At 62.5% G+C, this 22,650-nt stretch carries 11 protein-coding genes; 10 read left to right on the top strand and 1 reads right to left on the bottom strand.

Translation table 11 applies throughout. From position 1 onward, the window contains the following. The first annotated feature begins 74 nt into the window (after positions 1 to 74). The 9 genes from CNR27_RS00835 to CNR27_RS15105 all read left to right on the top strand — a co-directional run bounded on the left by CNR27_RS00835 (position 75) and on the right by CNR27_RS15105 (position 19,733). Positions 75 to 2,939: an SNF2-related protein gene (locus tag CNR27_RS00835; protein ID WP_096296508.1), complete on the top strand. Its 2,865-nt coding sequence runs from the start codon at positions 75 to 77 to the stop codon at positions 2,937 to 2,939. A 178-nt stretch (positions 2,940 to 3,117) separates the two neighbouring features. Further along, the gene (locus CNR27_RS00830; RefSeq protein ID WP_096296507.1) at positions 3,118 to 4,029 is read left to right on the top strand and encodes an Abi family protein; all 912 of its coding nucleotides are present in this window, start codon (positions 3,118 to 3,120) and stop codon (positions 4,027 to 4,029) included. A gap of 5 nt (positions 4,030 to 4,034) precedes the next feature. Then, positions 4,035 to 7,271, top strand: a complete 3,237-nt coding sequence (locus tag CNR27_RS00825; protein ID WP_096296506.1) for a site-specific DNA-methyltransferase — start codon at positions 4,035 to 4,037, stop codon at positions 7,269 to 7,271. A 1-nt stretch (position 7,272) separates the two neighbouring features. Further along, positions 7,273 to 9,069: a GmrSD restriction endonuclease domain-containing protein gene (locus CNR27_RS00820; protein ID WP_096296505.1), complete on the top strand. Its 1,797-nt coding sequence runs from the start codon at positions 7,273 to 7,275 to the stop codon at positions 9,067 to 9,069. Further along, positions 9,069 to 12,425, top strand: a complete 3,357-nt coding sequence (locus tag CNR27_RS00815) for a DEAD/DEAH box helicase family protein (protein WP_096296504.1) — start codon at positions 9,069 to 9,071, stop codon at positions 12,423 to 12,425. Before CNR27_RS00820 ends, CNR27_RS00815 begins: the two co-directional genes overlap by 1 nt. A 522-nt stretch (positions 12,426 to 12,947) precedes the next feature. Next, on the top strand, positions 12,948 to 13,463 hold the full coding sequence (locus CNR27_RS00810; protein ID WP_096296503.1) for a hypothetical protein: 516 nt from the start codon (positions 12,948 to 12,950) through the stop codon (positions 13,461 to 13,463). Positions 13,464 to 13,564: 101 nt separating this feature from the next. Next, positions 13,565 to 14,959, top strand: a complete 1,395-nt coding sequence (locus CNR27_RS00805; protein ID WP_096296502.1) for a hypothetical protein — start codon at positions 13,565 to 13,567, stop codon at positions 14,957 to 14,959. Positions 14,960 to 15,078: 119 nt separating this feature from the next. After that, on the top strand, positions 15,079 to 17,211 hold the full coding sequence (locus CNR27_RS00800; protein ID WP_222843114.1) for an McrB family protein: 2,133 nt from the start codon (positions 15,079 to 15,081) through the stop codon (positions 17,209 to 17,211). After that, on the top strand, positions 17,211 to 19,733 hold the full coding sequence (locus tag CNR27_RS15105) for a DUF2357 domain-containing protein (RefSeq protein WP_157745169.1): 2,523 nt from the start codon (positions 17,211 to 17,213) through the stop codon (positions 19,731 to 19,733). The genes CNR27_RS00800 and CNR27_RS15105 overlap by 1 nt, the downstream gene beginning before the upstream one ends. Before the next feature lie 70 nt (positions 19,734 to 19,803). On the opposite strand, the gene CNR27_RS00795 is transcribed toward CNR27_RS15105, so the two are convergent. Continuing rightward, positions 19,804 to 20,997 carry a tyrosine-type recombinase/integrase gene (locus tag CNR27_RS00795; RefSeq protein ID WP_096296501.1) on the bottom strand — a complete coding sequence of 398 codons (1,194 nt, stop codon included), beginning with the start codon at positions 20,995 to 20,997 and terminating at the stop codon, positions 19,804 to 19,806. 816 nt (positions 20,998 to 21,813) lie between these two features. On the opposite strand from CNR27_RS00795, the gene CNR27_RS00790 reads away from it, so the two are divergent. Next, a complete protein-coding gene (locus CNR27_RS00790; protein ID WP_096296500.1) occupies positions 21,814 to 22,608 on the top strand; it encodes a tyrosine-protein phosphatase in 795 nt (264 codons plus the stop codon). Positions 22,609 to 22,650 lie beyond the last annotated feature (42 nt).

Here is a 22,650-nt window from a genome sequence, read left to right as displayed (position 1 = left end):
CCGCCCCAAGAAAGCTGGCGTAGTGGCGAGCCTCTCTCCACGGCAGCTTCCGTGGGAGGCGACAGGGGGGAAGGATGATCGAGACCACGGATGTCCAGGCGAAGTACTTTGCTTGGGAGCTCACCCGTCGTCGCCGCGGCGGCGACTTGGATCGTATCGGCCAGTCGCTCTTCGATGCGGCGGTTGACCTGAACCCGCACCAGATTGAGGCGGCGCTTTTCGCCCTGCAGAACCCACTGTCCAAGGGCGTGCTGCTTGCCGACGAGGTGGGGCTTGGCAAGACGATCGAGGCCGCGCTCGTGCTTGGCCAGTACTGGGCGGAACGTCGCCGCCGCCTGCTTGTCATCTGCCCGGCCTCGCTGCGCAAACAATGGGCTACCGAGCTGTCGGAGAAATTCCACCTGCCGACCCAGGTGATCGATGCCAGGACCTGGGCCCAGGCGCGCAAGGAGGGAATCTACAACCCCCTGGACCAGGATGTCATCAGCATCGTCTCGATCCACTTCGTGGCCCGGATGGAGAGAGAGATCGGGGCGATCCGGTGGGATATGGCCGTCATCGACGAAGCGCACAAGCTGCGCAACGCCCATCGCGAGAGCCACCGCAGCGGCCAAGCTATCAAGCGCGCCCTGGCCGGCGTCCGCAAGCTGCTGCTCACGGCCACGCCACTGCAGAACTCCCTGATCGAGCTCTACGGCCTGTCGACCCTCATCGATGAGCATCTGTTTGGTGACCGCGTCAGTTTCCGCACGCGCTTCATGCGCGGCGACGCCGCCATTCCGGCGCTCAAGGCGCGTCTGGCCGACTTTACCAAGCGCACCCTGCGACGTGACGTACTGGAATACGTGCAGTACACCGAGCGCAAGCCGCTCACGGTGCCCTTCACGCCTGGTGACCAGGAGCAGCGGGTCTACGACCTGGTGTCCGGCTACCTGCTCAGGGACGACGCCTACGGAATTCCCACCCGTCAGCGGCACCTGGTCGGCCTGATCCTGCGCAAGCTGCTGGCCTCGTCCACCCCCGCCGTCGTCGCCACGCTGGAGGCCATCCTGGCGCGGCTGCGGAGGCTGGAGGAGAGCCAGGCAGTCGAGGACGACTGGCTCGAACAGCTGGTGGAGGACGAAGAGCTCGACGCCGATGTGTTGGACGAAGATGAGGTGGCGGAGGAGCCTGCCCTCCCTGACTCCGAACCGGTCGATCGCGACAGGCTCCGCGGGGAGATCGCCGAGCTGGAGCAGTACCTGCTGGTGGCGCGAGGGGTCCGCGAAGACCAGAAGTCGCATGCCCTGCTGCAGGCGCTGGAGACCGGCTTCGGGCAGATGGCCGCGATCGGTGCGCCGCGCAAGGCGGTGATCTTCACCGAGTCGGTGCGCACGCAGGATTACCTGGCCAACTTCCTCGAGGCACGGGGGCATGCCGGCCGCGTGGCCAAGTTCAGCGGCCGCGTCTCGGACCCGGGCCTCAACGGCATCTATCAGCGCTGGCTGGCGACATACCAGGGCACGGACCGCGTGACCGGCAGCCCGGCGATCGACCGCCGCACCGCCGTGATCGACCACTTCCGCGACCAGGCCGAGATCCTGATCTGCACCGAGGCCGGCGCCGAAGGCATCAACCTGCAGTTTTGCTCGCTGGTGATCAACTACGATCTGCCGTGGAACCCGCAGCGCGTCGAGCAGCGCATCGGCCGGTGCCACCGGTACGGGCAGAAGCACGACGTGGTGGTGATCAACTTCCTCAACCAGCGCAACGCCGCCGACCAGCGCGTTCTGGAGCTGCTGTCAGAGAAGTTCCACCTGTTCGAAGGCGTGTTCGGGGCCTCCGACGAGATCCTTGGCCGCATCGAGTCGGGCGTGGACGTCGAGCGACGCATCGCCGCCATCTACGCGACCTGTCGCACGCCCGCCGCAATTGATGCCGCCTTCGCCCGGCTGCGCAGCGAGCTGGAAGAGCAGATCCAAGAGCGCATGCGGGACACCGAGGAGGCCCTGCTTGCCACCTTCGACGCCGGAGTGGTCGAACGCCTACGCTTGCATCGCGAAGAAGCGATCGTGCAGCTGGACCGGATCAGCCGCCTGTTCTGGCGCCTGACCCGGCATGTGTTGGCGGAAGCTGCGCATTTCGATGACCAGACCCTGTCATTCGACCTGTCCCGGCCGCTCATGGCCGAGGCTCCTGCCGGCCGCTACCACCTGATCCGCAAGGGCCAGTCGGCGCCGGAGAACGGCCACGTCTATCGCCTGAGCCACCCGCTGGGCGAACACGTGCTGGATCGCGGCCGTCGCTGCGAGACACCCGTAACTGCGCTGGAGTTCATGCTTGCCGGCGCGCGCCAGCGGATTGCTGCCCTCGAGCAGCTGTCGAGCCGCTCCGGCTGGCTGGAGCTCAATCTGCTGGAACTGGAGAGCTTCCAGCTCGAGGAGCACCTGGTGTTCAGCGCCCAGGCGGACGACGGCACCTGGCTCGATGCCGAGGCCTGCCAGCGGCTGCTGGAATTGCGGGGTCGCCCCAGCAACAGGCCGGCGGCCCCGGACACCCTGCCGCCCAACTTCGACGCCAACGTCCGCCGCCAGATCGAAGCCGCCCTGGCCAAGGCACTGGAAGAGAACAACGCCTACTTCCACGCCGAACGCGAACGGCTCGACCAGTGGGCAGAAGACAAACTGCTGTCCGCCGAACAGGCCATGCACGACACCAAGGCCCGCCTGAAGGACGCCAAGCGCCGCGCACGGGCCGCTGCCACCGTGGAGGAACAGGCGGCCATCCAGGAGGAGATCAAGCTCCTGGAGCGCCAGCAGCGCCGCCAGCGGCAAGAGATCTTCGATGTGGAAGACGAAATCGAAGCCGAGCGCGACGCTCTGATTGCCGCCCTGGAGCGTCGCCTGAACCAGCGCAGCCACAGCGTCAGGCTGTTCCGGATCCGATGGGCGCTGGATTGAACAGCGCCGGCACGAGGTCTCTTGCGCCGGCAGGCTGCTGGGGTAGAATCGTTACCAACAACACCCCCCACGCCTCTCGTCAGACCGGCGCACCATGGGGGGTTACTTTTTTCCGGCCTTCGCGATCGGCCGAGGGCATCCCGGGATTCGCAGCGCCAGGTCGCGACGGGGATGCAGGATGAAGTACGACAAGCCGGCGCTTACCGTCGAGCGACAGATTCAACAGCTCGGCTCACGCGGCATGGCCTTTGCCGACCCCAAGCGTGCAGCGCACTATCTGGCCGAGCTCAACTATTACCGCCTCAGCGGCTACTGGCTGCGGCACGAGGCCGATCACGGCTCCCACAGGTTCCTCCCCGGCACGTCCTTCGAGGCGGTGCTCGATGACTACCTGTTCGACCGTACCCTGAAGCTGTTGGTGCTGGACGCAGTCGAGCGGCTCGAAGTCTCCATTCGCACACGCTGGGCCCACGTCGTCGGCCTGCGCCATGGCGCGCATGCGCACCTCGACAGTGCGCTGTTCAAGCAGCGCAGCCAGACATGGAGCCACCCGACTGCCGTGGCCAGGCTGGTCAGCGGGGTCGAAGACAGTCGCGAGCGATTCATCCGCCATCTCCGCCATACCTACGACGAACTCCTCCCGCCCATCTGGGCGAGCGTAGAGGTCATGAGCCTGGGCCAGATCTCGCGCTGGTTCAGCAACCTGCGCCATGCCGCGGACCGCAACGCCATCGCCGAACCCTACGGTGTCGACGAGGTCCTGTTGGCGTCCTTCCTGCACCACATCAGCGTGGTGAGGAACATCTGCGCCCACCATGCGCGCTTCTGGGATCGTGAGATGACGTTCAGGGCGCAACTGCCGCGCAAGCATCCCGAAGCTTTGGTCGCCTCGCTTGACCCCGCCGGCCCCAACAGCGCCTACAACACGCTCACCCTGCTGGGCTGGTTGATCGGCCGTACCAGTCCCGGGCAGACCTGGGTCCAGCGCGTCGCCGAACATGTCATCCAACACCCGCCTGCCGCTGGCGTGATGGGCTTCCCAACCAACTTCAGCCAGCGCCCGATCTGGCAGCACACCACCGAAGAATGATTCCGATGACCGACACCACCCCCGCCAAGTTCACCAAGCTAGTCACCCTGCTCAAGGAGCTGTTCCAGCTCGACCAGCCCGACCTGGACTTCGGCATCTACCGGATCATGCACGCCAAGGCCGGCGAGGTGAACCAATTCCTGGAGCGCGACCTGCTGCCGCAGGTGAAGGACGCCTTTGCCCACTACCAGTCGGCCGACGGCGCAGAATTGAAGAAGAAGCTGGACCAGATGATCGCCCAGCTCGCCGAGGCCGGCGTGGACCCGGACGCCGCGCCGAAGGTGCGCGAGCTGCGCGAGCAGCTCAAGGGCGCGATCGACCTTGGTGCGCTCGAGAACGAAGTCTACGACCACCTCTACAGCTTTTTCCGCCGCTACTACTCAGAAGGCGACTTCCTGGCCAAGCGGGTCTACAAGCCCGGTGTGTACGCCATCCCCTACGAGGGCGAGGAAGTCACCCTGCACTGGGCCAACAAGGATCAGTACTACATTAAGAGCAGCGAGTACCTGCGCGACTACGCCTTCCGGCTCAAGCCCGAAGCCGGCCAGGACGAAGACCCCCTGCGCGTGCGCTTCAAGCTAGTGGACGCCGCCGAGGGCGAGCACGGCAACGTCAAGGCTGCCGAGGGCAAGGACCGCGTGTTCGTGCTGGCGGCCGAGGACTTCATCGCCGAAGTCGACGGCGAGCTGGAACTGCGCTTCGAGTACCGCCCCGCGACGTTGGAGGACTGGCCCGCCGACCAGCGCGACGGCAAGAAGAAGCCGCCGCCGCAGAAGGACCTGAGCGCATCCGCGGTGGCAACGATCCTGGCCGCTGGCAATGATCTCGGAAGCTGGCTGACGGAGTTGCGCAAGACGCACATCAAGGCCAACGGCGAGCAGGCTGGTTACTCGCGGTTGGAGGCACATCTGCGCCGCTACACCGCCCGCAACACCTTCGACTACTTCATCCACAAGGATCTGGATGGCTTCCTGCGGCGCGAGCTGGACTTCTACATCAAGAACGAGGTGATGCGCCTGGACGATGTGGAAAGCGAAACCGCGCCGCGGGTCGAGCAGTACCTGTCCAAGATCAAGGTGATCCGCCGCATCGCCGGCAAGATCATCGATTTCCTGGCGCAGCTTGAGAACTTCCAGAAGAAGCTCTGGCTGAAAAAGAAGTTCGTGGTCGCCTCGGACTGGCTGGTGGCGATCTCGCAAATCCCCGAGGAGCTGCTGCCGGAAGTGTGCGCGAACACCGCCCAGTTGCAGGAATGGAAGACGCTGCACTCACTCCACGAGTTACCGGCGGACGTGACGCGATCCGCCTACACCGAACCGCTGACGCTCGAGTATCTGCGAGCGAATCCTAGCTTGCTGGTAAACACAGAACATTTCTCAACAGCGTTTGTCGAGGATCTTATTTCATCTAAGGATTCGCTTGATGCCGAGACATCCGGACTCCTTATGCATGCCGAAAACTCGCAGGCCCTGCGAACACTGATGGCGCGATACGCCGGCAGAATTCCGGTCACGTACATCGATCCTCCGTACAACACGCCGTACTCGAAGATTCTCTACAAGAACGACTACGAACACTCCTCTTGGCTCTCTCTGCTCGGAAATACTTTTCCGCTAGTTCAACAGCTCTGGGCGCCATCGTTCAGTTTTGGGTTGGCCATCGATGACTATGAGATGGTCAACTTGTCAATGATGCTGGATACCACGTTCCCGAAGATGTCGCGGTCTACGGTTGTGGTCAATCATCACCCTCAGGGATCAGGTGGGCGGCTTTCAAGAACTCATGAATACCTGCTTCTCCTCAGCCCCGGGGATGGTCCGATATACAGCGGTGCTTCACTCGGAAGCGAGGATGAGGACAGAAGCTTCATGCGGAGCGGTACTGCAGAGAATAACTATCGACACGGTCGTTGGAGAAGCTTCTATGCTCTGCTGCAAGATCCGCTCACCAAGAAGATCGTCGATGCAGAAGATCCCGTCCCCTTGGGGCAGCCGTATCCCACCGGCCCGACTGATTCGGGTTTGATTCGAATCTATCCAGTTAATTCTCGGCGCGAAGAACGAGTGTGGAGATCAAGCTTCGAGACAGGTAAGTCGCGCGCGAGAAAGGGAGAGCTCTGGATGTCTGAGCGAGGGGCGATATACCAGTCCATTGAGCATGAGGATCGTCGGCAGACACTCTTCAGTAATTGGGTTGGCGCGGAGTTCAATGCGGGAACGAACGGAACACAGATCTTGTCGGATATGGGTCTGGGCGGAGAGTTTGACTATCCGAAATCGCTTGGAACTATGCAAACAGCCTTGTGGGCCCAGAGCTTCGGTTCTAGGGACTTCACGGTGCTCGACTACTTTGGCGGATCTGGAACGACCGCGCATGCTGTCATCACAATGAATCAGAAGGACGGTGGCGATCGTAAGTTCCTAATGGTCGAGGTCGGCTCTCATTTTGACCAGGTGCTCGCAAAGAGGGTAAAGAAAGCGGCATTTGCTCCGGACTGGTCAGCTGGAAAGCCATCGCGCCTCGCATCACCCGAAGAGGCTGAGCGCAGTCCAGCGATGATCAAGGTCCTGCGTCTGGAATCCTACGAGGACACCCTGAACAATCTCGCCCTGTCGCGCAGCACCCAGCAACAAGCCGCCTTGGACTTTGACGCCACTCAAGGCGCCGACGGCCTGCGTGAGCAATACCTGCTGCGCTATCAGCTGGACGTGGAGTCCAATGGCAGCGCCTCGCTGCTCAACATTCGGGCCTTCAGCGACCCCGCCGCTTACAAGATGCTGGTGAAGACCCCTGGAAGCGACGAAAGCCGCGAGGTTGATGTCGATCTTGTGGAAACCTTCAACTGGCTGCTGGGCCTGACCGTGCAGCACATGGCCGCGCCTCGCAGCTTTGCCGCCGAATTCGAGCGTGACGGCGAAGGGCGGTTGCAGATCACGGGACGACTGAGGCAGGACGCTACCGGCCCTTGGTGGTTCCGCACCGTCATCGGCGCCACGCCCGAGGGGCGCAAGACCCTGGTGATCTGGCGGAAGCTCACCGGCGACGCCGAGCAGGACAACCTGGTGCTGGAGACCTGGTTCCGCGACAAGCAGGCGTTCTCTGTGCGCGACACCGAGTTTGACCTGATCTACGTCAACGGCGACAACACGTTTGAGAACATCCGGCTGGCGGACGAAAGCTGGAAAGTGCGCCTGACCGAGGAAGACTTCCAGCGCCTGATGTTCGAGGGGACGGAGGCCTGACATGTCGACCCAGCGCTATTCCGTGACTCCGCACCCCATCGAAACCCTGCTGACCTGGGTGAAATCAGGCGAGATCGCGATTCCCGAGATCCAGCGCCCCTTCGTGTGGGAGGCAACCAAGGTTCGCAATCTGCTGGACTCGCTGTACCAGGGCTACCCGGTGGGCTATCTGATTGCCTGGCGCAACCCGACCGTCAAGCTCAAGGACGGCACGTCGTCCGCCGGCAAAAGAATCCTGATCGATGGCCAGCAGCGGGTGACTGCCCTGATGGCGGCTTTGCTGGGGCGCGAGGTCCTGACCAAGGATTACGAGACCGTCCGGATTCGGATCGCCTTCAATCCACAGGCCGAGAAGTTTGAAGTGAGCAACCCGGCCATTCGCAAGGATGTCGCCTGGGTACACGACATCGCAGACGTGTTCTCGCCCGAAGCCAAGCTCTTGCAGATCACCAGGGACTACACGGCGCATAACGAGGGCGTGGACGAGGACGCCGTATTCGCGGCACTTGAGCGGCTGCGCAAGGTCATCAACAACCACGTGGGGGTGATTGAGCTTTCCGACGACCTCGATATCGAGACGGTGACCGAGATCTTCATCCGCGTGAACTCTGCCGGTACGGAGCTGTCACAAGCCGACTTCGCCATGTCCAAGATCGCGGTCAATGAGACCTTCGGCGGCAACACGCTGCGCAAGGCCATTGACTATTTCTGCCACCTGACGGTGGCCCCCGAGTTCCTCGCACGTATCGAGAAAGCCGACAAGGCGTTCGCTGAATCCGAGTTCCTGCCCAGGATGCGCTGGCTCAAGGATGCCAACGACGACATCTACGACCCGACCTACACCGACATGTTGCGAGTTGCATTCACATCGGAGTTCGGTCGAGGCAAGCTGCAGGACCTGGTTGCGCTGCTGTCCGGCCGCAATTTCGAGACCAAGCAGTTCGAGGAGGCCATCGCCGAGGAGTCTTTCGGCAAGCTCAGGAACGGCGTACTGGCTTTTATCAGTCAGACCCATTTCGAACGCATGACGATGATCCTGCGCTCGGCCGGCTTCGTGACCAGCAAGCTGATCCGCGGCCGCAACGCGGTGAACTTCGCCTACATTGTCTACCTGCGTGGACGTGCCGAGGGTGTGCCTGCCGCAGACCTGGAGCGCCTGGTCAGGCGCTGGTACGCCATGTCGATCCTGCGTCGGCGCTACACCGGGGCACCGGAAACGGCATTCGACTTCGACATCCGTCAGATCGAAGCCCGCGGACTGATGGAGTACACCGATTCGGTCATCGACAACGAGCTGCCGGCCAGTTTCTGGACCGGGATGTTGCCCCAGTTGATGGATACGTCGTCGTCGAGCAGCCCGTACTTCATGGCCTACCAGGCGGCGCAGGTGAAGCTTGGTGACAAGGGGTTCCTGTCGCGGGACATCACTGTTCAGGACCTGCTGCTGAATCGGAGTGACGTGCATCACGTTTATCCGCAGAAGCATCTCAAGGGCCAAGGCCTGTCCAGGGGCAAGTACAACCAGATCGCCAACTTCGTGCTGGCCCAGAGCGAGATCAACATCGCCATCGGCGCCAAGGCGCCGGAAAGTTACTTTGCTGAGCTGGCGCAGCAATGCAACGGCGGCGCGAAGCGGCTTGGCGGCATCATCGATCTGGAAGGCATGCGAGCCAACCTGCGCACGCACTGTATTCCCGAGGCGATGCTGGAGGGCGAAATTCCGGGTTACGACGACTTCCTGGAGGAGCGCCGGAAACTGATGGCGCTCAAGATCCAACGCTGGTTCGAGGTGCTGTGATGCCGCGTGGACGCCCCCGCGGCAGTACGGCCGCTACAACCACCCGTACAGCACCTGCGCGGCGCCCGCGTGCGGCGCAGACGGCCGAGTTCACCCAGTCGCTGGTGCTCAACCAGTGGTTGTTTGGCCTGTTCGGATTGCACAGCACCGACGGCTATTACCCGCTGGAGGGCGGCCGCAGGGTGCGGCTGCTGGAGGCGTTCAAGCAGCGCTTCCAGCTCAACGAGCACAGCGAGGAAGGGTTGGATGAGAACAACGTCCATCGCTTCCACCACGCCATGGTCAACCAGATCACCGGCGAACTGCCCGGCGTCACCCGCGACGAGTTGCTGGCCTTCGACCAGAACATCGTCCGCCACACCCTGGTGCTGAACGCGGAGCGCAGCCTGCGCCGCGAGCGGCCGGTGGTGTGGAAGTACTACCAATACCTGGCCCTGCTGTTCGTCGAGATCTACCTGGACCGCTATTTCCGCGACCCGCAGGCGCTGGCTCAGGCGCTCAACGCCCACATCGGGAAGTTCAACGCCGGCAAGGAGGCGGGCCAGCAGCTCCCCCCATTGGATGAGGGCCGCGACGCCGCCCTGGGCCTGAACAAGCTGGCCCTCTGGTGCGCCACCGGCAGTGGCAAAACCCTGCTGATGCACCTCAACCTGCGCCAGTACCAGCACCACCTGGCACAGGCCGGCCGCGGCCGCGAGCTCAACCGCATCGTTTTGCTGACACCCAACGAAGGGCTGAGCCACCAGCACCTGCAGGAGTTCGCCGCCGCGGGTATCGAGGCCGAGCTGTTCGACAAGAGCGCTCGCGGCCTGTTCGCCGGCAAGGCGGTGGAGATCATCGACATCCACAAGCTGGCCGACGACATGGGCGACAAGACCGTGGCGGTGGACGCGTTCGAGACCGGCAACTTGGTGCTGGTGGACGAAGGCCACCGCGGCGCCTCTGGCGGAGAGGCGGGAAAGTGGCTGTCCCGTCGCGACCAGCTGTGCGAGAAGGGTTTCTCGTTCGAGTACTCGGCTACCTTCAAGCAGGCGGTGAAAGACAGCGTGCCGCTGTCGCGCCGCTACGCCCGCAGCATCGTCTTCGACTATTCGTATCGCTACTTCTACGGAGACGGCTACGGCAAGGACTACCAGATCCTCAACCTGGACGATGCCACCGAGCAGCAGGGTCTGGATGTCTACCTGACGGCCTGTCTGCTGGCGGCGTACCAGCAGCGTCGCCTGTTCGACGACCGGCAGGCGCTGCTGCGCGACTTCAACCTGGAGCGGCCGCTGTGGATCTTTGTTGGCGGCAGCGTCAACGCCGTGCGCAAGCAGGGCGGACGGGACGTATCCGACGTGACCGAGGTGCTGCTGTTCCTGTCCCGGTTCACCAGCGCGCGCGCGCGCGCGGAGCGGACGATCACGACGCTGCTCGGCGAGGGGCTGCCCACTGCCTCCGGCCAGAACCCGTTCGCCAACCGTTTCGGCTACCTGCAGAGCCTGGGCCAGTCGGCCACCGAGCTGTTCGCCGACATCTGCACGCGATTGTTCAATGCTCCCGGCGGCGGCGCCCTGCATGTGGAGTATCTGAAGGGTGCCGATGGCGAGCTGGCCCTGAAGTTGGGCAACAATGACCCCTTCGGTGTGATCAACGTCGGCGACGCGAAGAAGCTGTACGACCTGTGCAACGCCACGCCCGGGTTGATCGCCGAGGAGCGCGACTTTGCCGGGTCGCTGTTCCGCCGGATCAATGACCGCGACAACGCCATCAGCCTGCTGATCGGCTCGCGCAAGTTCACCGAGGGCTGGAACTCCTGGCGCGTGAGCACCCTGGGGCTGATGAAGATCGGCCAGAGCGAGGGTGCCCAGATCATCCAGCTGTTCGGCCGCGGCGTGCGCCTGAAGGGCTATGGCTGGAGCCTGAAGCGCAGCAAGGCGCTGCGCCTGCCGGCCGGCGTGGAGCGCCCCCGGCACATTGAGCTGCTGGAGACGCTGAACGTGTTCGGCGTCCACGCGGACTACATGGCCCAGTTCAAGCAGTTCCTGGAGGACGAAGGACTGCCGTCGGACCAGGACAGCGAGGAGATCGTGCTGCCGGTGCTGCGCAATCTGGGCACGCACAAGCTCAAGATCATCCGGCTCAAGCCCGAGATCCACGGCGTGCGGACCGCGTTCGGCGTCGCCTTTCGCCAGCTGGCGCCGGTCCCGCAGCTCGCGCCACCGCAGGGCGAAGCGGACCACTGGCTGCTGCGCAACCGGGTGCAGCTCAACTGGTACCCGAAGATCCAGGCGATGAAGGCCGTCGGCCTAGCGGGCGGCGACGGCGTGGCCGAGCTGGAGCGCAACAAGCTGCAGGCCCGGCACGTGGCGCTGCTGGACCTGGACCGCGCCTGGTTCGAGCTGATCCGCTTCAAGAACGAGCGTGGCTGGCACAACTTCGACATTCCCCGCCCGTCCGTCGACCGCCTGCTGGCCGACACCGACTGGTACGACCTGCTGATCCCCGAATCGATGCTGGCCATGGACAGCTTCGCCAAGGTGGCGATCTGGCAGGAGATCGCCGAGACGCTGCTGAGGAAGTACGCCGAGCGCTACTACAGCTTCCGCAAGAAGGGCTGGGAGGAGCCACACCTGGAATATGCCGAGCTGGACGCAGGCGACCCCAACTTCCCCGAGGCTGGCGCCGGTGTGGGCGAGGAGCAGGGCGTGTACCGCGTGTCGGTGGAGAAGTCCGAGGAGGCGCTGATCACCCAGCTGCGGCAGCTGGGTGACGAGCTCCGCAGGCGCGCTGGCGTGGCCGACAAGGCGTACAGCGGCGGCCAGGCGAAGCTGGAGGTGATGTCGTTCAAGGGTCACCTGTACGAACCGCTGATCAAGGCTAGCGGCGCCAACATCACCGTCCGGCCGGTGTCACTGAACGACGGAGAGATGCGCTTCGTTCGCCGGCTGAAGGACTACTGCGCCGCACATCCGGAGGAGTTCGAGGACCGACCGCTTTTCCTGCTGCGCAACATGAGCCGAGGCCGTGGTATCGGCTTTTTCGAGGCCGGCAACTTCCATCCCGACTTCATCGTCTGGCGCATCGACGGCAGCAAGCAGCGGATCAGCTTCGTCGACCCCAAGGGCATCCGCCAGCTGGACACCATCGACGATCCGAAGATCCAGTTCCACCGCACCATCCAGGAAATCGAAGCGCGCATGGCCGATCCGGACGTCAGCCTGCGCAGCTACATCGTCTCCGGCACGTCCGCGGCGGAGATGGAGATGCACTGGAAGGTGAGCCGCCAGAAGATGGCCGAGCGGAACATCCTGTTCGACGAGGATGAGGGCTACGTGGCGCGATTGATCCGGGAGTCGGCGCCGGAGGCGTGATGGTCAGTTGCCTCTCTCTTCGACCCCCATTCCCGGAGATTACTATCTCTAAGGGGTGACTGGGTCGCTCCAGAGAGAGCGCTCGGCGTTAGCTGGACGGCGTCCCGATGTAGCAGGTGGGGGCAGCACCCTGATATCTCTATGGAGCGACTCCTCGATCTATCCGCGGATTTCTTCGTGCTGTTGCGGTCGGAAGCAACAGGGCAGACGCATGTCGCTGCAAAGCTTCGCACTGTGAAGGTCGAGATTCACTTCGCCGTAACTGTCTGAAGCTCAAGAGGAACTCGCGGGCCGAGCGTTCCCGTGGTTGAGATTGAAGTGCATCAGGGTTTCCGTATCGCCGTCGTCTACGGAATCTCGACCATTGACGAGGCGTCCCCTGCTGCGATGTCGCGCAAGTGCATGATCCCGTGAGGGAATCACGGCCGGATTAGTTTGCGGGAATCTTGACCATCTTGTGTGAGCCGACAAGTCCGCGATTCTGGAGATGTACCGCTTCGGTACTTCCTTCTGGAGGGTGCGATGGTCGGCTCGATGCTGCTCTTCCTTGGACTGGGCGTGTTGCTGTGGTTGCTTGCACCTAACGGCACCAACGAAGGGGTTGGATCCACCCTGGAACCAAGGGTGGATCCGGCGGACGAGGACATTGAGCCAGGCCCGTCATGGGATGGACTGGATCCCCTCGAGCTGGATCATCTGAGCCGCCTGGACGCCGGTGATCCCTTCCAGGAGCCCCAGGATTTCCTGTTCCCGCCGCTGGAAGAACCCGCTGACGATTGGTGGTGGAGGGACAGCGACGTCAGTGCGTTTGTTCCCGCCGCCGAGCTGGACTCTTCCGACGCCGCTGACCTGTACGTCAACCCGGCAACCGGTTTGGGCATCGTTGCAGGAGGTCCCGCCGGGACCGATACGGATGGAAACGCGAGCGGTTTCTCCTCAAGCGACGACTTCCCCAACCACGACAGCGAAATCTCGCTGGGCGATACCGGCTGGACCGATGATTCCGCGACATCGTTCGGGTCCGATGACTGGTCGTAGTCCGTGTCGTGGGGCTGTCCCTCTCGAGGGGCAGTCGCGTAGCCTTGACCTTGGGGAACCCGGCTTCCAGTATCGGCACGACGACGGTTCAGGGGGAGCCGATGAAATGGATCAAGGTGGGCAAGACCGCCATCAAGGGATTGGCTGACGCCACTTACGGGGTGGCTCGCTACGTCGGCAAGCACGAAGACACGATCTCGGGAGGCGTGCGGTCTGCCATCGAGGCGACCGGACGGGCCGTTTCCAAGGCAGGAGCCGCAACCGATCAGGTGGGCCGTTACGCGGAGGAGCAACTCAAGGCGCGAGCCGCCGGGTCGAATGACGCACTGGGCCGCGCTGCTGCTGGCGCCGGCGCCTTGCTTGGTAAGGGGGTCGCGCTGACTGGGGCCGGGATCCGTGTCGGCGGTGAGCTGACCACCCGTGCGGCCCCCGCGATGGGCGCGGCGACCGGAGGTTTCGCGCTCGGAGGCACTTCGGTTGTCTCGGAGGCGATCGACAGCGTCGCCCTGAGCCGCAACGACCTCGACGAGCTCCGCAGCGAGATTGCGGAGTATGGGGACAGGATCCGACGCGACTCTGAACGTCTTGAGCAACGTGTGCAGTCAGCGCAGGAAGCTCGTCGGCGCGACGAGCTGCTCGACCTGCTCGTTGTGGGCGGAGTGTCCCTCGCCTATGTGCTGGACCATCCAGATGAGGTCCCGGCGGAGGTCCTGCAGGCATTCGAGCTGGCCTATCCCGGTGTCGCGACGACAGAGAGCTTCGCCGACGTTGTTGCACGCCTCCCGGCGGAATCGCTGCCAGGCTTCGTGTCCGGCGTGAAGGGCAAGCTGTTCGAAGTCGAACTCGTCGAGCATTTCAACAACGGCGGCCTCCCCGACGGCCTGCACGCCGATCTGGCGGGATCCGCCACGCAGTCCGGGTGGGACATCCGCATCCTGGATGAGCAGGGCCAGATCGTGGATGCGGTCCAGGCCAAGGCGACCGAGTCCGCGCAGTACGTCCTGGACGCGCTGGAGCGCTATCCGGGCATTGATGTGGTGTCGACCAGCGAGGTCCACGCGCAGCTGCTTGCCATGGGCATGGCGGAGCGTGTGAGCAACAGTGGCATCACCGAAGCTTCGCTCCAGACCGCAGTGGAGCAGGCTGCGGCCGGGAGCGTGGAGTTCGGTCTGGGCGACCTGATGCCGTCGGTACTGGGCCTTGCTGTGATCAGCCTCTCGCTGATGCTGGATCCCAAGATGACCTGGGTTGAGCGAGCCAGTCAGCTGGGCTCCAGGGGCGCGCGAGTGGGCGCTGCGGGCGCTGCTGCCAAGGTAGCAATGGTTGTGACCCAGACGTGGTGGCTGGGCCTGCTGGCGGGCGTGGGCTCCGGCTGGCTTGCTTCCAAGGGACGGGCGAGGCGGGAGCAGTACGAGGCGCTTCGGCAGGCGGCGGAGCTGCTGCGTAGCCGCTATCGTGGAGCTGAGCCAGGGGGGCTCTTGCCGGCGTCTGGTTGAGGGCCAAGCAGGCGCCCTGTCAGCTGACAGCGCTGGAAGTAACTATGCGCAGCTTTATAGGTGGTGCGAAAGCCGTGGGCGGTCTGCCGTGGCATCAGTAGCCCAACGGACGATGGATGATGGTGAAAGAAGTGGGCCCTTCAGGGGATTCGGGCGATGTCGATGCACTGCTAGAGTCATCGCCTTCGTTCGCGTGGCCTGAGGCGCAGGTCATGGCGTTTCTGGGGGCGCAGTGGGACCAGGGCGGGATGCGAGAGCTGTGCGTAATCGGGCGCGTCAACCGCATGGAAGGCGGATATGGCTTCCTTAGGGACCTGCATCATCCCAAAAGTGGCCGTCGGCTACCTGCGCCTTCGCAGAACAGCCGCGTGCATGAAGGCATCTTCATTCCGCCCCAAGAGCTGCAGCGCCTGCTAACAAGAAGTGGCGACGTGGAATATGCCATCGCCGCCCTCGAATGTTCACCGCGAGAGCGTCGTCAGGAGCGGGATGACCCGCTCGCGTGCAGTGTCCGAGCTGGGACGATGCTACCCCTGGATCGGGTGCCAAAGGAGTGGGGCGTGCACCAGATGGAGGGCAACTCCGCGGTGCTCCTTACTGATCTTGCGCGCCGAGCCATCGACGCACAGCTGCGGCGTGACACCAGTGCGGCTCAAGATGATTTGAACAACGTCCGCGCGCAGCTGGCGGAAGCTAAGACCACAGAAGAAACGTTGGCAGAAGCCATCGCCCAACTCGAGCGTCAGCTGCGAGAAGGCGGCGCCAAGGTTGACGCGATTGATGCGTGCGCGGCCAAGAGGAGAGCGGAGTTGGACAAGAAGCTGACTGAGCTGGAGGCTCTGATCAAGGCAAAGGGCGAGCGGATGGTGGCGTTGCGGCTGATAGATCCAGCTGACATGACGCGCCTGTTTCCGTCCGAGACAGAGGTCGACGAGCGTTCCGGACATGATTTCAGCGAGGACCTAGGAGCCAATTGGAAGCAGCTAGCGTCCTACGTGCAGTCCTACCTCTGGAGGCGAGGGATGCACTACACGTCAGCACAGCTGCAAGATTACTTGGCGTTGCTGCGTACGAATGACTTGATTGTGCTCGCAGGCGACTCGGGATCTGGCAAAACCAGTTTGGTCAAGTCAGTGGCCGAGGCGCTCGGAGGCAAGTGCACGGTGGTGCCAGTGAAGCCGAACTGGACCAGTTCCGAGGACCTGCTTGGCTACTACAACCCCATTGAGAAGCGCTTCCACCCAACGCAGTTTCTTTCAGCACTGCTGGAGGCGTCTAGGAATCCTGGTGTGCCACACTTCATTTGTCTGGACGAGATGAACTTGGCGCGAGTGGAGTACTACTTCGCAGATTTCCTTAGCCTGTTGGAATCCAGGGACTCACTGCCTTGGATTCATCTGTATAGCACCGACGAGGAGCAGCAGACTGCGCTAGATAACCGCCTCTTCCTAACGTTGGAACAGGAGGCGCGGAGTCGTACTGGATTAGGCCAGGATGCGACCTTGGAGGACATCCTCCTGAACGACGAGGCGAGTCATCAACTCCGTAAGCTGGCCGGATTCCAAGAGTCGGATACGCTGCTATCGCATCACGCTCGGCTGCGTCGCTCTGTTTCGACGCTTATCAGAATTCCACCTGGCTTCCGTTACCCGTCCAACGTATGGATCATCGGTGCTATCAACGTGGACGAGACGACTCATTACCTCTCGCCAAAGATACTGGACCGGGTGCACGTTCTGCGATTCTTGAATCCTGTTCTCGTAGACTGGCAGGAGGAAGAGAATTCGCTCGTCGATTTTGACCTTGACACCACGCTTCCGGTGAGGATGCGCGCAACTGATCTTGGCGTGCGCGCTAGTTACCCACCGTTTGATAGAAGCCAGTCAGAAGTAGCCTGGTTGGCGCATCTTTCCAGCAAATTTTTGGACCCTTTGGGGGTCGAGTTTGGCCTGCGTGCTATCCGTCAATCCGCGCATTACCTGGAAAAGGCTCAGGATTGTGGCCTGGGCCCAGCCGCTGCGCTGAACAACGTGCTGATGCACAAGGTGCTGCCCAAACTCGTTGTGGACGTGGCTAGGACTGCGCCAAGTGGGGAGAAGCGAGGAGACTTGCTGAGGCGGATGGCGGAGTCCATCGAAGAGAAGCTCCAGCTCGAAGGCGATCAGGTGACGGATGGCGCCAACGAACGCCTAGAGCAGATGCGGGTGCGTGCAGAGGCCAACCATGGAATTGCGAGCTTCTGGGCGCGTTGATGTCACCGTCTTTCGAGCTGCGCTACCTCTCCATCGATTGGCGGAATCCGGCTAGCGCTAGAAAAGTGGAGTCGGCACCAGCGCCGATTTCCATCGAACGCAGCGGCGACGAACACGTCGCAGAGACGATGATCTTCAAAGATCGCTACGCCTGGGTTGGCCTAAAGCTTGGAGTGGGACCCGCAGCAGAAGTTGGGTCGCCTCCCGTTCTGCTGTCGGGTGTCACGCGGAGACCGTTGCTCCCGATCGCAGATCCGGCTAGCAACGATGAATGGTGGGTACTCAGCGACGGCTGGGAGCCCGCGAGCAGGCGTCATGTGAGCGAACTGCGGCGCAGTGCGGGTGAGTTTGTCTTTGAGATTGGCGGAGAGCTACTGCGCGTCCGCAACCGCCTGTCCGATGCGGGAAGTACTGACATCCAGGCCTACGTGAATGACTTCACCGGGAGCCTTCTATGGATGATTGTTAACGACGCGGCAGGGGCTACCGCGCTAGGTGGAGTACAAGTCGGCAGCGAGAAGTTGGTGAAGGCTCTTAGTTCGTTAGAGGAGGCTGCCAGTCGGATCGTCGCGTCTCCCGCCGGCGCTATCCGCGAGACCGTGGATGAGGTACCGATAAGTAGGTTGCGCGTAACTGCAGCAACCTTCCGTCGGTACGCAGTCAACCCTGGTGCTCGATCGCTGCCGGGGAGGGTGCGGCACGAGTCTGCAGACACGCCTGAGAATAGGTACTTACGCCACACGCTTGCACTTTGTATTACTTGGGCCGAAGCATGGGCTACCGGTGTGTCGACAGGGAACCGTTTCCTGCGGGATCTAAGTGACCAGGAAGAGCAACGTGCACAAGAGAATATTGCCGCCACCTGCCGCACGGTGGATCAGGCTCTGTTCGACGCCCAAACCGAGTCACTGGCCTCCCGCCTCGCCGCTTTGCAAAACTCGCTTTGGGACGATGTGCCAGAAGGTGCAAAGATCCGGGCATTTGAAATAGTCCTTGGCGGTCCGTATGGAAGGAGTAACGGATTTTTCTACGAGCGTGCTGATAGAGGACCGAGGGACCCGCAACACCCGCTCGCGTATCGGGTTGTCCACCTTCCAGACCAGGTTGCAAGGCTAGTTGGCACAGTGCTGCACGTGGGAAAGCATTTCACCTTTGAAGGCGTAGCTACATCGCAAGAGGAGACTGACAAGAAGGGCAAGAGTTTCCTGAGGTTGAAGTTTACGTCCGTCATCAAGGTCACGGCTCACACGTCCGTTCTGGAGCACCGAGCGAGCCGCCGAGCAAATTTGGTGGAGAACAAATGGCTCGTACCAATCGGAGCGTCAGAGCGGCGCGAATTGGCTCAGGAAGCTGAGGTTTCAAGGCGTCGTGCAAAAGCGGCTCAATCGCAGATCACTTCGAATGGAATGGCCCTGAGTGAGATTGAGCGAATCCTAGGAAAGTTGAAGTTGCTGGACGCATCCCTTGCCTCCATGGGCGTTGGAAGCGATTCCCTGTTTCCGATGGGGATGCTCTACGTCTCTAATCCAAACTACGCCTCGTGCCTCCGCGCATTCAGCAAGGCTGAGGCCTTGTTTCGTGCGGGGGGGCTCGACCCTGGTGCGCTCGACGGGCTCAGACGAATCGGCATCCTGCATGCCAGCGACATCTATGAGAAGTGGTGCCTGCTCAGGGTGTGCATGGTGCTCACAGAAGACTTGCTGTTCATTGGCGAGCCTGGGTGGGCCGAGCGATTGGTCAAGGCGTCGATTGGCGGGCTCCACAATGTGCGATTCAAGTTTGTCCGAACGGACCTGGAAACGGCGATTACCGTTGGCTATCAATGTGTGACCAAGCTTGGATTTCGGCCTGATATATTGATCTGGGTGAGCACACGAGATTCTCTTTCGCAGCAGCCGCATACCAGCGGTCTGGTACTGGACGCCAAGTTCCGCGTTTCGTGGCCTCTTCAGGGCCCTAGTAGCGAGCTGGATTCACTCATCGAACAGAAGATGTACGCCGAGGCTGTGCCAAATGCCAGAGTTTTTATCCTTCAACCTTGTAGCTCGACAGTCCATCCTCGAGCGTCGCCATTGGGCTGGGGTTCTCATTGTGATTATGGGGCGCGCCACGCGCATCGCAGAGGTTGGATCCAGATGCGTGCTGGAACGTCACGCCGTGCAGCTTCGGAAAACGTGAAGCGTCTGTTGTGCATGGCGTTGCAAGAAGCCACGCCCGAGCCGCAAACGGTACGCGACGGACAATGGGAAGCCTCGGGGCTTTGTGTGCATTGCGGCCAGGCCCTTGGGCCTGGCTCCACACGAGGTAAGAAAACTAAGAAGGGGGTGAGCTGGACTCTCCTATGCGGGGCATGCAAGGGCTCATCTATTCGAACGCATTGCTACGTTTGTTCACGACCGCTGTTCAAGAATGGCACCCAGTTGACATATCACGAGACATTGGCTGAGCAAGTTACGAATGTCATCTGTCCCGATTGCGATGCGTATTTTGACGAAGCTTGGCGTTCGGCGGCAGGCGACTAGTTATTTCGATCGTCTGAGCACTTTATCGTGGATGGATTGGCAAAATTGATCTAGGGCCGGACCGCATGACTCAATCGCGAGATTTGCGTTGCTTGTCCAGCCAGTTTGCCCACGCTTGAAGCAGTTCTCTTCGCTCGTCTTTGTACTGATGGCGGTTGTAGGCCGCGCGTGTCTTTCCCATCGTGGTATGAGCTAGACAAAGCTCAATCACATCCGGGTCCTCGTTGTTACCGTTAAAATGGGTGCTGAAACTGGCACGCATGCCATGGGGTGTCCCTTTGCCGCTGTATCCCAGTCGTTCCATGACCGCGTTGAGCGTGCGGTTGGCCATCGACCGTTTGGGGTCGCGGCGGTTCGGGAAGAGGAGGGTGGAGCTGCCGTGAGCTAACTCCCGCAGCTGCTTCAGCAGCGCGATCGCCTGACTCGAGAGCGGCACCCAATGCGGTCGTTTGTTTTTCATACGCTCGGCTGGGATCTCCCATTCTCCTGCCTCGAGGTCAATCTCCTCCCACCTGCCGCCGATGATCTCGTTCTTGCGGCAGGCGGTAAGGATGACCAACAGCATGGCGATCCGCGTCTGTTCGTTGAGGCGGCTGCGATCATCCAGATCCCGCAGGAAGGCGCCGATCTCGTCCGGAGTTAGTGCGGGGTGGTTCTCCTGGGCGCGCTTCTTGAGCACGCGAATCGACGGGACGGGGTTGGCGTCCACCAGGCCACTGTCGATGGCGTACTCGAAGATGCCCCACAGGTGGTTGCGCTGGTTGCGCGCGACTTCAGGAGCCCGCTTCTCGATCGCCTTCAGCAGGTTGGTGATCTCGACCCGGGTGATGTCCTTGATCTGCCGGGCCCTGAGCTTCGGAAGCAGGTCTTTGGCGAGCTCCCGCTCCCGCTGCCTGATGGTCGAGGGCCGCAGACCGTGCGCTGTGGCGGCCCTCCAGTCGGCGGCGACTGCATCAAACGAGCCCTTCTCGCGCACGAGGGTGGCCTGGATCAGGGCCTGCTTGCGCTCCCGCCGGGCAAGCACCGGATTGATGCCTTCTGCGACTAGCCGCCTGGATTCGCCATGCGCCTTGCGTGCTTCCGCCAGTGACACCTCGGGGTAGCTTCCGAGCGCGTCGAGCCCTTCAACGCCTCCGAGCCGGAATTTGTAGCGCCAGAGCTTGGCGCCTGTGGGCTGCACGAGCAGGTACAGGCCGCCGCTGTCGGACAGCTTGTAGGCCTTGGCGGTGGGCTTGGCCGCGTTGATCTGGACGGCGGTCAGCATGGTGGGCAGCCAGCATTGGGGCCTCCAGAATACCCCCAGGGATACCCCCACGCGAATTGGATGCAGTGACTTCTCTTGGACCCCGCTGAGCTAAGTAGCCGACTTAAGCGACTGAGTTAAAACGCTTTATGTCGTCGTCGTGAGACATCCTGAATTCTCGTGATTCCTCACTGCACGTTCCAGCTGGCGATTTTCACGTATGAAGTCCTCTACAGGTCCGCCCATTGTAGGAGCCATGTCCATCGACTCCGGCATGGTTGCGCGCCAACTGCATGCACGCCGATGCCGCCGGTGATCTGCCGCGATCGCGGAGGAGTTCGTGAGATCACAGCTCGCGAACCGCGACCATCCTCGAGCTTCGGCAAACCGGGTTCTTCGCGCGCGACGCGTCGGAACAACTGAGGCGCAAGCCGGGCCAGTGTCTCCGCGCTGCAGTTCGACCTGCTGCTGTCATCGACTCATCGCAGCGCCGAGAGGGAAGCGGGCAGTCGCCGAGCATCCGAGGTGGGCGACTCTGCAGAGGCCGGCAGGTCACCGGGCGCCCGTGGACTGCCTCATCCCGCAGGCGTCGTGGCGTATCGCAACTGCCAGGCGGTTCAACACCGATCAGGCCTCCGTCGGCCCCGGGCTTGACACCGCACGGCGCACGGTCGTGACGAAGCCGCGGCCTACGGCACGCGGCAGCAAGCGCGACGTAGATCAGCTTTGAGCACGCCTAGCTGGCGGTCCATCGTGAACAGGTCCTCGCAGCCGCGTTCACCCCGCTTTTTCATGCCGACCCCATGATGGGCTGACGCGGGCTGCGGATGGCCATTCATGTTCGATCTGCACTGCCACATGCTCCCCGGCATCGACGATGGGGCGACGAGCCTTTCCATGTCGCTCGAAATGGCGCGCATGTCCGTGGCGGACGGCATCCGGGTCACCGCATGCACCCCCCATATCTACCCGGGCCTTTACGAAAACACCGGGCCGGGCATCCGCGCCGCAATCCTCGCCCTGCAGGCCGAGCTCGATCGCGAGGGCATCGCGCTTCGTCTGGTGGAAGGGGCGGACGTGCATCTCGATCACGGCCTGATCGAAGGTGTCCGCAGCGGACGCATTTCGACACTGGCCGGTTCGCGTTACCTGTTGTTCGAACCGCCGCACCACGTTGCACCCCCGCGGCTCGACGACACGCTCTTCGCGCTGTTGACTGCGGGAATCGTCCCGGTCATCACGCATCCGGAGCGCTTGTCGTGGGTCGAGCAGCATTACGAGACGTTCCTTCTGGCCGCGAGCCGCGGCGCCTGGATCCAGGTGACCGCGGGCGCGCTCACGGGGCGGCACGGGCGCCGGCCGAAATACTGGGCGGATCGTTTTGTCGGTGAAGGCCATTGCCACATCCTGGCAACGGATGCCCACGATCCGAGGCGTCGCCCGCCGCTTCTGGCCGAGGCGCGCGACGCAGCTCAAAAGCTGGTCGGCCCGCAGGAGGCCGTGCATATGGTGGAGACCCGGCCCTCCGGCATCCTCGATAACCGCCCGCCCGACGCGCTGCCGCCACTGCAGGCGCCAGCGGCGCCCCCCGCGCGGCGTGGCTTTCTGGGCAGGTTCCTGCGTACCGGTTGATACCCCCCGATCCCTTCGAGGTGTTCGATGAAAGGCATGTCC

The sequence above is a fragment of the Luteimonas chenhongjianii genome (assembly GCF_002327105.1).
Lineage (GTDB): Bacteria > Pseudomonadota > Gammaproteobacteria > Xanthomonadales > Xanthomonadaceae > Luteimonas > Luteimonas chenhongjianii.
This window is presented reverse-complemented; position numbering and strand designations above follow the sequence as displayed.

What these genes read in the sequence shown, in the direction of transcription:
- CNR27_RS00805 (WP_096296502.1), top strand. Translation starts at nt 13,565, where the DNA reads ATGAAATGGATCAAGGTGGGCAAGACCGCCATCAAGGGATTGGCTGAC.
- CNR27_RS00825 (WP_096296506.1), top strand. Translation starts at nt 4,035, where the DNA reads ATGACCGACACCACCCCCGCCAAGTTCACCAAGCTAGTCACCCTGCTC.
- CNR27_RS00795 (WP_096296501.1), bottom strand. Translation starts at nt 20,997, where the DNA reads ATGCTGACCGCCGTCCAGATCAACGCGGCCAAGCCCACCGCCAAGGCC.
- CNR27_RS00815 (WP_096296504.1), top strand. Translation starts at nt 9,069, where the DNA reads ATGCCGCGTGGACGCCCCCGCGGCAGTACGGCCGCTACAACCACCCGT.
- CNR27_RS00790 (WP_096296500.1), top strand. Translation starts at nt 21,814, where the DNA reads ATGTTCGATCTGCACTGCCACATGCTCCCCGGCATCGACGATGGGGCG.
- CNR27_RS00820 (WP_096296505.1), top strand. Translation starts at nt 7,273, where the DNA reads ATGTCGACCCAGCGCTATTCCGTGACTCCGCACCCCATCGAAACCCTG.
- CNR27_RS00835 (WP_096296508.1), top strand. Translation starts at nt 75, where the DNA reads ATGATCGAGACCACGGATGTCCAGGCGAAGTACTTTGCTTGGGAGCTC.
- CNR27_RS00800 (WP_222843114.1), top strand. Translation starts at nt 15,079, where the DNA reads ATGGTGAAAGAAGTGGGCCCTTCAGGGGATTCGGGCGATGTCGATGCA.
- CNR27_RS00810 (WP_096296503.1), top strand. Translation starts at nt 12,948, where the DNA reads ATGGTCGGCTCGATGCTGCTCTTCCTTGGACTGGGCGTGTTGCTGTGG.
- CNR27_RS15105 (WP_157745169.1), top strand. Translation starts at nt 17,211, where the DNA reads ATGTCACCGTCTTTCGAGCTGCGCTACCTCTCCATCGATTGGCGGAAT.
- CNR27_RS00830 (WP_096296507.1), top strand. Translation starts at nt 3,118, where the DNA reads ATGAAGTACGACAAGCCGGCGCTTACCGTCGAGCGACAGATTCAACAG.